This window comes from Bradyrhizobium elkanii USDA 76 (genome assembly GCF_023278185.1).
Classification (GTDB): Bacteria; Pseudomonadota; Alphaproteobacteria; order Rhizobiales; family Xanthobacteraceae; genus Bradyrhizobium; species Bradyrhizobium elkanii.
The window spans coordinates 5,617,061-5,631,887 of record NZ_CP066356.1 but is presented as its reverse complement, the minus strand read 5'-3'; the positions used below and the strand labels follow the sequence as shown (position 1 = coordinate 5,631,887).

General features: G+C 65.1%; 12 protein-coding genes. 6 read left to right on the top strand and 6 right to left on the bottom strand.

The annotated features are described in order from the left end of the window. Positions 1 to 19: 19 nt before the first annotated feature. Positions 20 to 652: a TerC family protein gene (locus JEY66_RS27425; protein ID WP_018271081.1), complete on the bottom strand. Its 633-nt coding sequence runs from the start codon at positions 650 to 652 to the stop codon at positions 20 to 22. Between the two features lie 178 nt (positions 653 to 830). Next, a complete protein-coding gene (locus tag JEY66_RS27420) occupies positions 831 to 1,124 on the bottom strand; it encodes a hypothetical protein (RefSeq protein ID WP_026192632.1) in 294 nt (97 codons plus the stop codon). Positions 1,125 to 1,449: 325 nt separating this feature from the next. Between JEY66_RS27420 and JEY66_RS27415 the strand changes: the two genes are divergently transcribed. Further along, the gene (locus tag JEY66_RS27415; protein ID WP_016846301.1) at positions 1,450 to 2,277 is read left to right on the top strand and encodes an SDR family NAD(P)-dependent oxidoreductase; all 828 of its coding nucleotides are present in this window, start codon (positions 1,450 to 1,452) and stop codon (positions 2,275 to 2,277) included. Here the strand turns inward: JEY66_RS27415 and pdxR are convergent. Beyond that, complete coding sequence (gene pdxR, locus JEY66_RS27410; RefSeq protein ID WP_018271082.1) at positions 2,255 to 3,709, bottom strand: MocR-like pyridoxine biosynthesis transcription factor PdxR; 1,455 nt, start codon at positions 3,707 to 3,709, stop codon at positions 2,255 to 2,257. The two genes, JEY66_RS27415 and pdxR, sit on opposite strands and share 23 nt — an antisense overlap. 88 nt (positions 3,710 to 3,797) lie before the next feature. Here pdxR and JEY66_RS27405 point away from each other — a divergent pair, with 88 nt between their 5' ends. The 5 genes from JEY66_RS27405 to JEY66_RS27385 all read left to right on the top strand — a co-directional run bounded on the left by JEY66_RS27405 (position 3,798) and on the right by JEY66_RS27385 (position 11,677). Then, the gene (locus JEY66_RS27405) at positions 3,798 to 4,205 is read left to right on the top strand and encodes a cupin domain-containing protein (RefSeq protein ID WP_018271083.1); all 408 of its coding nucleotides are present in this window, start codon (positions 3,798 to 3,800) and stop codon (positions 4,203 to 4,205) included. Continuing rightward, positions 4,202 to 4,669 carry a carboxymuconolactone decarboxylase family protein gene (locus tag JEY66_RS27400; RefSeq protein WP_016846305.1) on the top strand — a complete coding sequence of 156 codons (468 nt, stop codon included), beginning with the start codon at positions 4,202 to 4,204 and terminating at the stop codon, positions 4,667 to 4,669. Before JEY66_RS27405 ends, JEY66_RS27400 begins: the two co-directional genes overlap by 4 nt. 697 nt (positions 4,670 to 5,366) lie before the next feature. Then, positions 5,367 to 8,357 carry a DUF5801 repeats-in-toxin domain-containing protein gene (locus JEY66_RS27395; protein WP_129964976.1) on the top strand — a complete coding sequence of 997 codons (2,991 nt, stop codon included), beginning with the start codon at positions 5,367 to 5,369 and terminating at the stop codon, positions 8,355 to 8,357. A 96-nt stretch (positions 8,358 to 8,453) separates the two neighbouring features. After that, positions 8,454 to 10,370 carry a type I secretion system permease/ATPase gene (locus tag JEY66_RS27390; protein WP_018271085.1) on the top strand — a complete coding sequence of 639 codons (1,917 nt, stop codon included), beginning with the start codon at positions 8,454 to 8,456 and terminating at the stop codon, positions 10,368 to 10,370. Next, positions 10,367 to 11,677 (top strand): HlyD family type I secretion periplasmic adaptor subunit, encoded by a 1,311-nt coding sequence (locus JEY66_RS27385; RefSeq protein ID WP_016846308.1) that lies wholly within the window; start codon positions 10,367 to 10,369, stop codon positions 11,675 to 11,677. The genes JEY66_RS27390 and JEY66_RS27385 overlap by 4 nt, the downstream gene beginning before the upstream one ends. Before the next feature lie 4 nt (positions 11,678 to 11,681). On the opposite strand, the gene JEY66_RS27380 is transcribed toward JEY66_RS27385, so the two are convergent. The 3 genes from JEY66_RS27380 to JEY66_RS27370 all read right to left on the bottom strand — a co-directional run bounded on the left by JEY66_RS27380 (position 11,682) and on the right by JEY66_RS27370 (position 14,754). After that, a complete protein-coding gene (locus tag JEY66_RS27380) occupies positions 11,682 to 12,278 on the bottom strand; it encodes a DUF2889 domain-containing protein (RefSeq protein WP_018271086.1) in 597 nt (198 codons plus the stop codon). A gap of 174 nt (positions 12,279 to 12,452) precedes the next feature. After that, complete coding sequence (locus tag JEY66_RS27375; RefSeq protein WP_018271087.1) at positions 12,453 to 14,009, bottom strand: acyl-CoA synthetase; 1,557 nt, start codon at positions 14,007 to 14,009, stop codon at positions 12,453 to 12,455. Next, a complete protein-coding gene (locus JEY66_RS27370; protein WP_018271088.1) occupies positions 13,939 to 14,754 on the bottom strand; it encodes a TetR/AcrR family transcriptional regulator in 816 nt (271 codons plus the stop codon). The genes JEY66_RS27375 and JEY66_RS27370 overlap by 71 nt, the downstream gene beginning before the upstream one ends. Positions 14,755 to 14,827: the final 73 nt, after the last annotated feature.

Below are 14,827 nucleotides of genomic sequence, written 5' to 3'. Positions count from 1 at the left end.
GCCCGCCGTTTTGCTTTCGTCAGGCCGGCGCAACCTTCGCGATCTCGTTCGCACCGCGAACCGTCATATCGATGGCGACATAGAGGATCACGGCGAGGCCGACATAGGCGATCCAGCGGTGGTTCTGCAGCAGCCGCGCGATGAAGGAGGCCGCTGCGCCCATCATCGCGATCGAGAGCGCGAGGCCGAACACCAGCACGATCGGCTGTTCCCGCGCCGCGCCCGCGACCGCCAGCACGTTGTCGAGCGACATCGAGACGTCGGCAACGATGATCTGTGTGGTGGCCTGCCACAGCGTCTTGCGCTGGCCCTTTGCGCCATCGGCATGTTCGGCCGTGGTCTCGTGCGCGTCGGCGCGCAGCTCGCGCCACATCTTCCAGCACACCCACAATAGCAGGATGCCGCCGGCCAGCAGGAGCCCGACGATCTGCATCAGCTGCGTGGTGACCAGGGCGAACAGGATGCGCAGCAGTGTCGCGGCACCGATGCCGATCAGGATCGCCTTGCCGCGTTGCTTCGCCGGCAGGCCGGCCGCGGCAAGGCCGATCACGACGGCATTGTCGCCGGCCAGCACGAGGTCGATGACGACGACTTGCAGCAATGCGCTGAGGGCGTCGAGTGAAAGCAATTCGGGCGAAAATAGTTCGGACATGGTCGCATTCCCCTTGAGGTCGGGGAGCGGACCCTTTCGACGAAACCGGCTCTTGCCGTCATGCGGACGGCAAATCCACCGCGACGCTTATTCGCGTCACGGGTCGAAGCAGGGCCACTCCAACTGAGTTCCAGTCCGACATCGCAGCTTGTGGCTGCCAGAGGGGCCCGGCCTGGGATTACGGTCGTGACACCGGACGCATTGCTGCTTCTTCCTCGAAGAACAGCGCCGCCTGATCAGGTTCGCCGAGGATCGCCGCAGCGCACCCCATGAAGGTGAACGCGCCGGCAAAATCCCACAGCGTGAGGTTCGCCACGCTTGTGCGCACGTGGATCACGCGCGCCGCAATCGCGGTAATGGCTGCCTGGACGAACAGCAACAGGCTGAGCACGGGCAGCGCGAGTGCGGGCTCAACCAGACGAAGCGTCAGGACGATCGGCAGTGCGGTCAGCGCGCCGAACAACAGGAGCATGCCGAACGGCTCCAGCGAGGGAGTCTTTCGCAAGGTCCTGTCTGGAATGGTCGAGGACATTCCGGTCCTTTGCCGATCTTGTGCCGATTTTGGCTTGTCACGTCGAGGATATCAGAACGCGATCTGCCTGACGCGCGACGCGGCGCCGCGCGACCGCCGGCCGCGCGACAAGAAGTACGTATGCGGTTCCCGAGAAGGCCGGTGCCCCGGGGCGATCCTGCACGCCGCTTTGGCGCCGCCGGCGCGGTGGCATGCCATGGCAAAGTCCGCGCGGCGCCTTTATCTTTGCTGACAGCGCTGGGTGAACGATCGAAAGGCAATTTCGATGAATATGGCAGGCAAGACGGTGCTGATCACCGGTTCCACCGACGGCGTCGGCCGTTATGTCGCGATGAAGCTGGCGTCGGCCGGCGCCCGGGTCCTGATCCATGGCCGCGATACCAAGCGGGCGCAGACGCTGGCCGACGAGATCAAGCGCCTCAGCGGCCGCGAGCCGATGTTCTACCAGGCCGATCTGTCCTCGCTGGCCGAGGTTCGCGAGTTCGCCCAGCTGGTGCTCGACGACCAGGAGCGCCTCGATGTGTTCGTCAGCAACGCCGGCATCGGTTCGCAAAACGAGGGGCCGGCGCGGCAGACCAGCAAGGACGGCCACGAGCTGCGCTTCGCGGTCAACTATCTCGCTGGCTTCCTGCTCGCGCATCTGTTGCTGCCGCGGCTCAAGGCGAGCACGCCGGCGCGCATCGTCAATGTCGCGTCGCTCGGCCAGCACCCGATCGATTTCGGCGACGTGATGATCACGAAGAACTACAGCGGCGCGCGCGCCTATGCGCAGAGCAAGCTGTCGCAGATCATGTTCACCATCGACCTGGCCGCGGAGCTCGAAGGCTCCGGCGTGACCGTCAATTCTCTGCACCCTGCGACCTATATGAACACCACGATGGTGCGCGCCAGCGGCGCGACGCCGATCTCGACCGTCGAGCAGGGCGGTGATGCCATCCTGCGTCTGGTCCAGGACGACGATGTGGCTGGCCGGAGCGGGCTGTTCTTTGACGGCAAGCGCGAGGCCCGCGCCCATGCTCAGGCCTATGACGCCGAGGCGCGCAAGCGGCTCAAGGCGCTGAGTCTTACGCTCACCGGGTTGCGGGCTTCCTGATCCGGAGCGGCGCCGGCCCCTCCTGGATGCGACTTTGGGCGCGGATCGCCTCGAACAGGCGCTTGCATGCGGCCGGAACGCCGCGATCCGGCACCGTTGCAATGCCGAGCAACAGACCCGGCTGCGCGCGCTTCGGTGAAACATACCAGGGCGAGAGCGGGGCGGGCGCCAGCCCGTGCGCGAGCAGTGCCCTGGCGATCTCGACATCGGCGGTCTTGTCCGGCAGCGTCAGCATGACCGCGAGTCCGGCAACCCGCGCGTCGTTGCTCCAGCTCCGCAGCGCCGTCGTCAGCGCATCGCGCCTGTCGCAATACGCCCGCTTGGTTCGCCTGAGATGGCGAATGTAGTGGCCGTCGCGCATGAACTCCGCGGTGGACAGCTGCACGGCCGGGCCGGGAGCAGGGACAAGGCACGTCGCGACATCGGCGAACTGCGCCGCCAACGGCTCCGGAGCAACCAGGAAGCCGAGGCGAAGCGTCGGCGAGATCGTCTTGCTGAAGGAGCCGAGATGGATCACCCGGCCGGCGCGGTCGAGCGAGGCAAGCGCCGGCGCGGCGCGGCCGTCGAGCTGCAACTCACCGAGATAGTCGTCCTCGATGATGAAGGCTCCGGATTGCGCGGCCCAGTCGAGCAGCTGCGCGCGCCGTTTCGGCGACAATGGCGGACCGAGCGGCGCCTGCTGGCCCGGCGTCACGACCGCGAGCGCCGCGTCGGGGGCGTGCTTGAGACCGTACTCGACATCGACGCCATTAGCATCGACAGGGATCGGGACGACCTCCAGCCGCGCGAGCTCGAGGCCCTTTCGCGTCAATGGAAATCCCGGGTCTTCCATCCACACGCGGCGGCCTTCGAGGCCGAGCACGCGCAGCGCAAGGCCGAGCCCGCCGCTGAATCCCGAGGTGATGACGATCTGCGCGGGCGAGCATTCGAGCCCGCGCGCGATCGCGAGGTGCGCCGCGATCTCGCGTCTCAATTCGAGCTCGCCGCGCGGATCGACATAGCGCATCACCGCGCTCAATTCCGCCCGGACGGCGCGCGCGCGGATTCGCGCCAGCAGCTTGGCGGGGAGGCTATCCTGCGCGGGGACGCCCATCCGAAAGTGTCCCTGACCGCTCAGATCGCGAAACATCTCCACGACCGATCCGCGAGCGACCGGCGCATCGGGCTTGGCGGCCTTCCTGGGCCGCCTCGCGACGGTGGTGCCGCCCGCCTTCGACGACACGATGTGCTGGGCGTCCGACAGTTTGTCGTAGGCCGCCCGCACGGTGCCGCGCGCAACGCCGAGCTGCGCGGCAAGGTCGAGCCAGGAAGGCAGCCGGGCGCCCGGCACCAGCACGCCGTTGTCGATCGCCGCCGCGATCGCCTTGCGGATCTGCTCGGAGAGCGGCGTCCTGGCCGACCGGTCGAGCGCGATGGGAAGCGGGGTGGGCATGGCTCGTGGTACACCAATTCGGTTCATTCTTGGTGCTTCTTTTTGGCGAGGCGTGCCCGCATCTATCCGGTAGCAATGGAGGCACGAGATGAAGACCTTGATGACGACGCTGCTGGCCTGCGCCGCGCTTGCGACCCCCGCCTTGGCGCAATCGGTGACGCCGAAGTTCGAGCATATGATCACGAACATTCCCGGCAAGTCGCTGATCGCGGTCGAGGTCAACTTCCCGCCCGGCGAGCCCTCGGCGCCGCATCATCACGCCAAATCGGCGTTTCTCTATGTCTACGTGCTCCAGGGCGCGATCGAGAGCCAGCTCGAGGGCGAGGCCGCGCACATCTATCGGGCCGGCGACAGCTTCTTCGAGCCGCCAAGCGCGCATCACGTGCTCGGGCGCAACGCCAGCGCGACCGAACCGGCGAAGCTGCTTGCGGTGTTCGTCGTCGACAGCAACGACAAGGCGCTGACCGTCTTCGACAAGGAAGGACACAAGCAATGAGCATGCGGATCGATTACAACAAGGTCGCGCCCGCGGGCATCAAGGCGCTCGGTGGCGTCTATGGCTACATCACGCAAAGCGGCCTCTCGGCGACGCTGATCGAGCTCGTCTATCTGCGCATCTCGCAGATCAACGGCTGTGCCTATTGCCTCGACATGCACACGCGCTCACTGCGGAAAATGGGTGTCGCGATCGAGAAGCTGGCGCTGCTGCAGGTCTGGCGCGAGGCGGAGGCGCTGTTCGACGCCGAGGAGCGCGCCGCGCTGGCCTGGGCCGAAACCGTCACCCGCGTGGCGGAGACCGCGATTCCGGACGACGCGTATGAAGCGGCGCGCGCCACCTTCAGCGAGAAGCAGCTGGTCGACCTGACCATCGCGATCGGCCTGATGAACACCTACAACCGCATCGCAATCGGCTTCCGCAACCCGCCGCAGGCCGTAGCCGAGCATTCCGCCGCGGCGTGATTTGGCAGGGCGGCTGGCGCGCGCACTCACGAGATCGCGAAGCTCCGCTTTTCGACTGAAAGACGTTGTTGAGGCCGACAGCACCCATGTCGGCCTTGTGCCAGGAGCTGATGTTCCGGCAACTCAGATTCCAGTGCACTTATTGCATGATCATCGCGCCGGCTTGTCCGCACGCTGTTGGCAGCATCCCGCGCCGTTTACACACGTGCAGCGCGACATTGTCGTCCTCATGTCAGAATAGATGTACGACGATGCGCCTTACCTCATAGGTGGTACTGCTTCTTTACCCTTTACCTTGAATTTTCTCACTCCTTTACTGGAAAAGTTCCATTGGGAGGCTTGGCCTCGAAATTCATTGAACGGTGTTTGCTTCTCCACTTGCGTTCGCAGCAGTTTGCAGCAGATCGAGGGAGAATAGCATGCAAGAGCATCTGATCATTCGATTGCAGGTACTTCTCTCCGCGACTGATTATTCAGGCAGCGTCGGAGGGGCGTAGCCGAAGTAGCGACAAGCTTCCGCTGCGCCCCATCTTAATGGACTGCCAGAAACTGACGTCTCCTCCGGCGACGGAATGTCGCCGACGAGTGCACGCACGCTTTTTTTGACGTGAAACCAGGGGCCGATCGCGCGCCCGGGCGGCTGTCGCTTGCGCCGGAGCAGGTGCGAGGCGAACCCGCCTTTCCCAGGGAGGAAATCATGGCAGTATTGACCATCAATGGCAATCTCATCATCGACGAAGCCGCGAGCTTGCAGACCAGCGGCACTGACAATGACACGGGCGTGCCGGCGGGGCCCGACAACGAAGTTGCCTGGTCTTACCTGCTTGCGAACATGAGCGCAGCGCTCAAGACCAGCCTGGGCATTGCGGACGGCTCCACCGGCGAAGAGTCGGGCAATACGAGCGTGGTGTTTCCGCAAGCTGCGGCACGGACGATCGGCAGTGCCGGCACCGATTTCATCCAGCTCGGCACGACCACCGTCACCGACCTGCAGTTCTCGAACTCCACGGGGGGGACGATCACCAACGGCACGCCGACCCAGATTTTCGCCACCGGCGATGGCGCGCAGATCTTCCTCTACACCGATTCCAACAGCCACATCCTGCTCGGGCGCGAGGGCCAGTTCAACGGCACGACCTGGATCCCCAACTCCAACGGCACCGTCGCCTTCACTATCGTGCTGGACGAGACCATCACCTCCGGCAACGTGACAGGCGGCAACGTCTGGACCATCCAGTACGAGGCGCTGAAGCACACCAACACCAGCGGGATCGACGACGCCGATACGCTTAACCTTTCCGGCCTCGTCGATGTGAAGGCCTCGTTCACCACGACGACGACCGTCAACTTCGGCGATTTCAGCCACGTGCCGTCCGGGTCTGACGACTGGTCGGCCATCGAGCAGACCGCGACCGCCGGGACGGACACCAGCGATCCCGACATGCTCATCACCGGCCTGGTGCCGGGCTCGAAAGTGACCGTCAGCACACAGGGCCTCGGCAACAATTCGCAGGCGCTCAATCCCGGAGAGGCGGTGCGCGTCGATGTCGTCAATCACGTGAACTACCCCGACTTCCCCCTGACAAATCCAGACGTGCATGATCTGACGAAGCTCAGCTACAGCACGCATGTGGCCTCGGTGACGGACGCGAGCTTTTCGTTGACCCAGGTGAACCCCGGGAACGCGAACACCACCGTCAAAGTGCACATATATGCCTTCAACGAAACGAGTGATCTTCAGGCCGGCAATCTTGTCTCGACCACCAGCATCGGCAGCAGCGGCTTGGCCGGCAACGACCAGACGCTGGTCCCGATCCTCGGCAACACGATCAAGGTGTATTCCGACCTCGCGAAGACCCAGCTGGTCACGACAGGCATCAACATTACGGCCGCGGGCGACGGATCGTACTTCATCGATGGCCTGAAAAAGAACTACACCGTCGACTTCCAGGTCGCTGAATCTAGCCACATGGATCGCTTCGTGGTCGGCAACGCCCAGCCGCTCAGCGGCAGCGGATCCAATGTCAGCTTCGACGCAGGCAATTTCACGTTCAGCGTCTCGAACACGACGAGCGGGACCGAGCATACCGGCGTCGGCGGCAACCTGTTGTTCGAGGACGATGGGCCGACCATCCTGGCGAACGGCACAGCCACCGCACTCCAGCTCGACGAGAGCTATCTTGCGGCCGGCTCCACCCCCAACGCCGCGAACACCAGCACGTCCGGCAGCTTCAGCGGCCTGTTCACACCCAACTACGGCGCCGACCAGGCTGGAACGGTCGGCGGGTACACGCTCGGCGTCAAGTCCGCCAATGTCGATTCCGGACTGATCGATTCACTGTCAACGCAAGCTGTCCTGCTGAGCGTTGCAAGTGCTGACGACGTCGGAGGCAAATTCCTCAAGGGAGACGTTATCGGCACGACGAGCACGGGCGGTGATCTCGTCTTCACCGTTCACGTCGATTCGACGGGCACCGTGACGTTCGCGGAATTCCGGGCCGTCCACGAGGCGACCGCCGACACCACGAGCACTGATGGGGCGGTCGGCGACAGTTCCGAAGCCAGCGCCACCATGGCCGCGGACCTGATCACGCTCTCGGCCACCGCCACCGACAAGGACGGTGACACGAGCGCCGCCGCGGCGGCTAACATCGGAAACAAGTTCCAACTTCTCGACGACGGTCCAAGCCTCAGCGGGGTGGAGAGCCTCTCCGGACAGGACGCCCAGCATCCGGCCGTCGGCTTCACTGCCGGCTCCTCGGGATCGGACTCGTTCACGTCACCCGACGGCGCCGACGGGGCCAAGGTCACGATCGATGCCGCCGCTGCCATCACCGGGCTCACGCAGTCATACAACACTGATCATACTGTCCTGACCTACAAGGATTCCGGCGGCAACGGTGTCTACCAGCTGAGCGTAACCGACACGGGTTACACCTTCACGGTGCTGCAGACGCTCGCCAACCCGCCGGAGACGCTCAACTTCAGCGCCATCAAGTCGGGGAGCCCGGTCGAGACGCTCAATGTCAGCACGAGCGGCGGCCACCACATCGTCTTCAACGGACTGCTGTTCCCCGCCGCCGATACAGGTGCTCTCGGACTCCAGACCCAGTCCCAGTTGCTGACCGCGGATCTCGGCACCTCGAACCCGGCCGACGACCTCAACCCCGACAATATCGGATTCGGAGTGAAGAACGGGCAGGCGTCGCAGATCAACATGAACGAGGGCTTCTTCTTCAATGAAGGCAGCGGCCTCAACCTCAAGAATCTGGCCTTCGACGTGGCTGGAATCGGCAACATCAACAGCATCAAGGCGGAGTATTGGCTGTTCAACTCCGCCGGCGATTTGATCGACTACGAGAACCCGACCATCAGCAATCTCAAGCAAGGCAACGCCCACGTCACCCTTGCGGACTTGGGCAATACTATCGTGCCCGGCACCAATCACGATGCTGCCGGAGAGTCGTTCTCGACCGGCTACATCCGGTTCTACTTCGATCCAGTCGACACCAATGCGGGGGTCCGCATCATCAACTTCACCACCCAGGTGGCGGCCCCGGTGAACGATCAGGACATCCAGTTCCGGATCGTCAACACCGACGCCGATGGCGATACGGCCAAGGCCACGTTCAACGTGCTGGTAGACAACCCGGACTCGACGACCGTGAGCCACTGGCCGTTGGCCTAATTCCGTCGCCCGCGGAGACGCATCCGACATGGGTGCGCCTCCGCGCCGCCGAGCCAAAGCCTCTCGAGTTCGAAAGCCTCTAGGAATCGATACGTGTTGGACATTCTCTCGGAGTGTTGGTCTCAAGTCGCCGCCAACGCGCAAGCCTGGTTCGGCCCGGCTCTCGACGGGCCGCGCGACTTCATGCTCCGCGCGGCCCTGCCTATCGTGGCGGCAATCATCATTCTCCGCTTGGCGCGACGGCGGCGGGCGCACGCGCGCCTTGCCTCTGCCAGCGATCACGAAGGTTCATCGCCCGCACACGATCTTCCTTCGCTGCTCCGCGCCTGCCGCGGCGTGCTGATCGGCATCGGCCTGATCACGGCCATGCTGAACGTGCTATATCTCACCAGTTCGTTCTTTATGCTGGAAGTCTATGACCGCGTGGTGCCGAGCCACAGCGTGCCGACGCTCGTCGGCCTCGTCGTCCTGGCCTGCGGCCTCTACCTCTTCCATGCATTCCTTGACATCTTGCGCGGGCGCATCCTGATCCGCATCGGCGACTGGCTCGATCGCGCATTCTCGGAGCGCGCTTATGACATCGTCGCCCGCTGGCCGCTGCGGGCGCGCATCAGCGGCGACGGGCTGCAGCCGATGCGCGACCTCGATCAGGTGCGCAGCTATCTCTCGGGGCTCGGGCCGACCGCGTTGTTCGACCTGCCGTGGATCCCGTTCTATCTCACAATCTGTTACCTGTTCCACCCGCTGCTGGGGCTCACCGCGCTGATCGGCGCGCTGCTGCTCGTTTTGCTGACGCTAGTCACCGACCGGCTGACGCGTGCGCACACCAGGGACATCACCGGGCGGGTAGCACAGCGCAATGCCCTGGCCGAGGCCAGCCGCCGCAATGCCGAGGTGTTGCAGGCCATGGGCATGCGCGGGCGGCTCTCCGCGCGCTGGACGGCGGCGAACGATGGTTACATGGCCAGCCAGAGGCGCGCCGCCGACATCGCCGGCGGTTTCGGCTCCGCCTCCAAAGTGCTGCGCATGGCCTTGCAATCGGCGGTGCTCGGCGTTGGTGGCTACCTGGTCATTCGACAGGAGGCGAGTGGCGGGATCATCATTGCCGGCGCCATCCTCACGTCGCGCGCGCTCGCCCCGGTCGAGCTCGCCATCGCGCACTGGAAAAGCCTGGTCGCCGCCCGGCAGAGCTGGAAACGTCTACAGCAGTACTGGGCGCAGCTCCCGGACGAGTCGGAGAAGACTCCGCTGCCGCCGCCGTGCAAGGGCCTCGCCGTCGAGACCGTCTCCGTGGCGCCGCCGGGCGATCAGCGCGTGGTGGTGCTCGAGGCTTCCTTCACGCTACAGCCCGGACAAGGGCTCGGTATCGTCGGCCCGAGTGCGTCGGGTAAGTCATCGCTGGTGCGCGCCATCGTCGGCGTGTGGACGCCGGCAGGCGGCAAGGTGCGGCTCGACGGCGCCGCGCTCGAACAGTGGAACTCGGAGACACTCGGGCCGCATCTCGGCTATCTGCCGCAGGACGTCGAGCTGTTCGCCGGCACTGTGGCCCAGAACATCGCCCGATTTGATCCCGAACCCGACGTGCCGGCGACCATCGCCGCCGCGACAGCGGCCGGTGTGCATGAGACAATCCTGCAACTGCCTGATGGTTACGACACGCAGATCGGCGAGGCCGGAGCTGCGCTCTCGGCCGGGCAGCGTCAACGCATCGCGCTCGCCCGCGCTCTCTACCGCGATCCTTTCCTGGTGGTCCTCGATGAGCCCAACTCCAACCTGGACATGGAGGGCGACCAGGCCCTGACGCAAGCCATCATGGGCGTGCGCGCACGCGGCGGCATTGTCATCGTCGTCGCACACCGAACCAGCGCGCTCGCCGGCGTCGACCAGTTGATGGTGATGTCGCAGGGGCGTGTGCAGACGCTCGGGCCGAAGGACGCGCTGCTGGCCAAGATGATGCAGCCGCGGCCGGCGCCGGTACCGCTCAAGGTCGTGAGCGAGGGAGCAAGCCCATGAACCGCGAGCCGGTCAACGTCGTGCCGCTCTCGATCCGCCGGCACCTCGGCGCGGGGCTGGCGGGGGTCATCCTCCTCGCCGGCGCCGTCGGCGGCTGGGCTGCCACGACGGAACTCGCGGGCGCCGTCATCGGCGCAGGCACGCTGGTGGTCGACAGCTACAGCAAGAAGGTGCAGCACCCGACCGGCGGCGTGGTGGGTGAACTCAATGTCCGCGAGGGCTCCAGGGTGAAGGCCGGAGACGTGCTGCTGCGCCTCGACGAGACGGTGACGCGGGCCAACCTTCTGGTCATTCTCAAGAGCCTCGATGAGCTGGCGGCGCGCCAGGCCCGGCTCGAGGCGGAGCGCGACGACCAAAAGCGCGTTGACTTTCCGGCGGACCTTATCGCGCGTATCTCGGACACGGACGTGGCGCGCGTGCTCCTCGGCGAGCACAAGCTGTTCGAGCTGCGCGGGACCGCCCGAGCAGGCAAGAAGGCACAGCTCAACGAGCGCATCGGGCAGCTGCGAGAGCAGATCCGCGGCTTGGAAGAGCAGATCGAGGCGAAAGACGGCGAGACGACGTTTGTCGACCAGGAACTCGTTGGCGTGCGCGAGCTGTGGCGCAAGAACCTGGTCCAGATCACGCGCGTGACCACACTTGAGCGCGATGCAGTGCGCCTGCACGGCGAACGCGGCGCTCTGGTCGCGTCTATCGCCGAAGCCAGGGGCCGGATCACCGAGACCGCGCTGCAAATCATGCAGATCGATCAGGATCTCCGCACCGAGGTGGGAAAGGAGCTTGCCGAGATTCGCGCGAAGACCTCGGAACTGGCCGAGAAGCGGGTGGCCGCCGAGGATCAGCTCAAGCGCATCGATATCCGCGCGCCGCAGGACGGCACCGTGCAGCAGCTCGCGCTACACACGATAGGCGGCGTCGTCACCGCCGGCGAGCTGATCATGCTGATCGTCCCCGCCCACGACTTGCTCGTCGTCGAGGTGCGCATCGCCCCACAAGAGATCGATCGCGTGTCCATCGGCCAGCCGGTGCTGCTGCGCTTCACCGCCTTCAACCAACGGACAACGCCCCAGCTCAACGGTGAAGTGAACCACGTGTCCGCCGATGTCACGAACGACCAAAAGAGTGGAGCCAGCTTCTATGTCACCCGCATTGCGGTGACGGAGGCGGAGATGGCCCGCCTCGGCAATGTGAAGCTAATCGCGGGCATGCCGGTCGAAGCCTTTATTCAGACCGGGCAGCGCACAGTGATGTCTTACCTCTTCAAGCCGTTCTCCGATCAGCTGATGCGCGCCTGGCGCGAGCGCTAGCGGCTCACGAACCCGGCTTCGCCTCGACCGGCTTCTTCGCGAACTGCGGAAAAGTCTCGGCCACGACCGGTCCATCCAGCCGCCATGAATAGCAGCCGCCGACGAAGAACGGTGGCTCGATGACATCGCGCTGATGATCGAGCGCGCCGCGGCCCTGCGGGTCCTTGCCGGAGGTTGCGGTCTGGAACAGCGTCGTCACCGCCGGTCCCAGGAGCTCGGCGAGATGCGTGCAGGTCTCGAGCTTGCCGATCTTGCGACGGACCAGTTCGCGCCAACCCTTGCCGATGCGTTCGCCGACCAGGCGCTGCAGGATGCCCTCGACGTCGAGGCAGGACGGGTAGGGCGTCGAGGCCATCGTGGTGCCGGTCTCGCGGATCGTAAAACTGTCGTCGACCGCAAGCCGCAGGCGGATGTCGTGCACGGGATCGTCGGGCTGCTGCAGCCCGCGATGCTTGTCCTGTCGGGCATAGGGTTTGGTGTCGACCAGCCGCGCCTCGACTTCCCACAATCCGTCGTCACGGAGATAGCCGAGACATTCGACGGAGCGGCGGTGCATCAGGCGGCGGGGCTTGCCGTCGGCATTGGTATCGGGTGCGGACATCGGAACTCGCTGGATTGAACCTATTGCCGATCCAATCGGTGGTGTGTCCCGATGTCAACGCTCGGGCTTGAATGGCGTCATGAGATGTCGTCATTCCGGGATGGCGCGTGAGCGCCAGATCCGGATCTCTCGATTCCGGGTTCGGAATGACGGGGGTGACGTCGAGAGCTGCCCTCAGCTCACGCGCCGTTCGCGGTTCTCCCAATACGGCTTGCGCAACTCGCGCTTCAAAATCTTGCCGGCGCCGGAGAGCGGCAGCGGGGTCGCTGTGATGTCGACGCTGCGCGGGCATTTGTAGCCGGCGATCAGCGCCTTGCAGTGCTCCATCAACTCTTCCGGCGTGGCGCTGGCACCGCCCTTCATCACCACGACGGCGTGAACCTGCTCGCCCCAGCGTTCGCTCGGAATGCCGATCACGGCGCATTGCGCCACCGCTGCATGCTGGGCGAGGGCGTTCTCGACCTCGGCCGAATAGACGTTCTCGCCGCCGGAAATAATCATGTCCTTGACGCGGTCGACGACGTAGACGAAGCCGTCCTCGTCCATGTAGCCGCCGTCGCCGGTGTGCATCCAGCCGTCGATCACGGCGCGCGCGGTCTCTTCCGGACGTTCCCAATAGCCCATCATCACCATGTCGCCGCGCACCGCGATCTCGCCGACGGTGCCCGTCGGCACCACCTTGTCCTCCGCGTCGACGATCTTGACCTCCGCGCCGAGCGTGGCGCGGCCGGCGCCGCGATGCCGTCCCTTGGCGCGGCCGTCGCCGATATGCTCCTTCCAGTGCAGCAGGGTCGCGATCGGCGACAACTCGGTCATGCCGTAGGCTTGCGTGAACTCGACATGCGGCAGCGCCTTCATGGCCCGCATCAACACGGCGTCGCTGATCACGGAGGCGCCGTAGGAGATCCGCTTCAAGGACGACAGATCGTAATTGCCGAGCGTCGGGTGATCGACGAACATCTGGATCATGGTCGGCACCAGCAGCACGTCGGTGATGCGCTCCTTCTGCACGGCGGCCGCGACGCCGTCAGGCGTAAAGCCCTGGATCACGACGTTGGAGCCGCCGGACAGCAGCACCGAATACATCGCCGCGCCATTGGCGAGGTGGAACATCGGCGCCGCGTGCAGATAGATCGTGCTGCTCGGCCACAGGCCTTCGCCGAGCGCGTTGAGCGCATTGGCCATCAGATTGCCATGGCTCAGCATCACGCCCTTGGAGCGGCCGGTGGTGCCGCCGGTGTAGAAGATGCCGGCGAGATCGTCACGGCTGCGCATGGCATCGGCCATCGGTGCGCTGCGCGCGATCAGCGTCTCGTAATTCTCCATGCCGGCCGGCGTCTCGCCCTCGTCGGCATAGACCAGCTTCAGGCCGGGGATGGCGCCTGCCAGCGCCGCGCCGACCGGCGCAAACGCCTTGTCGACGAACAGGATCGTTGCGCGGCAGTCGCGCAGCGCGTCCTCGTTCTCCAGCGGAGACCAGCGGATGTTGAGCGGCACGATCACGGCGCCGGCCCAGCCGACGGCGAGGTAGAGCTCGAGATAGCGGTCGGAGTTGAGCGACAGGATCGCGACGCGGTCGCCGTCCAGCGCGCCGAGGGCGCGGATCGCGGCGGCAAGGCGGGCGACGCGGTCGCCGACCTCGCGCCAGTTGCGCCGCCGCTCACCGCAGACGATTGCGAGCCCGTTTGGATTGACCTGCAGCGCGCGCCGCAGTCCGTGCGTGATGTTCACTCGTCTCCTCCCTTGATGCGTTTCCCTTGCGAGGCGGTTTGTCCGCCTTCTCTGTAGCCGGAACGGCTGCTTTGTGCGCCGTTGTCTTGCGCGATGATGTCATTTGCGTTGCCATTTTGGCGATGCCTTCGGTGAGGCGGATCGCGAATTCCTCGGCGACGGCGCGTCCGCTCAGTTCGCCGCCCGGCTGGAACCAGTGGCCGATCCAGTTCAGCGAGCCGGCAATGGCGAAAGCCGCGAGCTTCGGGTCGCAGGGTTTCACCGAACCGTCCGCGACGCCCTGTGCGATATAGTCGCGGAAGGCGCGGTCGATCCGCCGCTTGGCGGTCTGCACGATCTTGCGGTTGTCCTCGCTGAGATCACGGATGTCGAAGCGGACCAGGCTCTTGCCGTAGTCCGCGGTCATCAGCTCGGCATAGCGGACGGTGAGCTTGCGCAGCTTATCGAGCCCTGAGCCGCCGCCGGCCGATGTTTCGGCAATGCAGTCGTCGACCAGTTCGTTGCCGATCGACCAGCACTCGTACAGGATCTCGTCCTTGCCGCGGAAGTAGTTGTAGAGTGCAGGCTTGGTGATGTTCAGCCGCTTGGCGACTTCGTTCAGCGTGGCGCGGTGATAGCCCTGTTCGAGGAACAGCGCGACCGCGGTGCGCAGCACCGCTTCGCGCTTCTCGTCGCGGGCGCGGCGCCGGCTCTCGAACGGCAGCCAGGGTGACTCGGTGTTGGAGGAGGGAGGGCTGGCGTCCATCGCGTGGCTGTTGTCGCATTGACTCCGGAAGGTTGCCCGTATATTACCCATGGGTAATAAATAGTCCAGAGGG

What these genes read in the sequence shown, in the direction of transcription:
- JEY66_RS27400 (WP_016846305.1), top strand. Translation starts at nt 4,202, where the DNA reads ATGAGCATGCGGATCGATTACAACAAGGTCGCGCCCGCGGGCATCAAG.
- JEY66_RS27420 (WP_026192632.1), bottom strand. Translation starts at nt 1,124, where the DNA reads ATGCTCCTGTTGTTCGGCGCGCTGACCGCACTGCCGATCGTCCTGACG.
- JEY66_RS27395 (WP_129964976.1), top strand. Translation starts at nt 5,367, where the DNA reads ATGGCAGTATTGACCATCAATGGCAATCTCATCATCGACGAAGCCGCG.
- JEY66_RS27425 (WP_018271081.1), bottom strand. Translation starts at nt 652, where the DNA reads ATGTCCGAACTATTTTCGCCCGAATTGCTTTCACTCGACGCCCTCAGC.
- JEY66_RS27405 (WP_018271083.1), top strand. Translation starts at nt 3,798, where the DNA reads ATGAAGACCTTGATGACGACGCTGCTGGCCTGCGCCGCGCTTGCGACC.
- JEY66_RS27380 (WP_018271086.1), bottom strand. Translation starts at nt 12,278, where the DNA reads ATGTCCGCACCCGATACCAATGCCGACGGCAAGCCCCGCCGCCTGATG.
- pdxR (WP_018271082.1), bottom strand. Translation starts at nt 3,709, where the DNA reads ATGCCCACCCCGCTTCCCATCGCGCTCGACCGGTCGGCCAGGACGCCG.
- JEY66_RS27415 (WP_016846301.1), top strand. Translation starts at nt 1,450, where the DNA reads ATGAATATGGCAGGCAAGACGGTGCTGATCACCGGTTCCACCGACGGC.
- JEY66_RS27370 (WP_018271088.1), bottom strand. Translation starts at nt 14,754, where the DNA reads ATGGACGCCAGCCCTCCCTCCTCCAACACCGAGTCACCCTGGCTGCCG.
- JEY66_RS27385 (WP_016846308.1), top strand. Translation starts at nt 10,367, where the DNA reads ATGAACCGCGAGCCGGTCAACGTCGTGCCGCTCTCGATCCGCCGGCAC.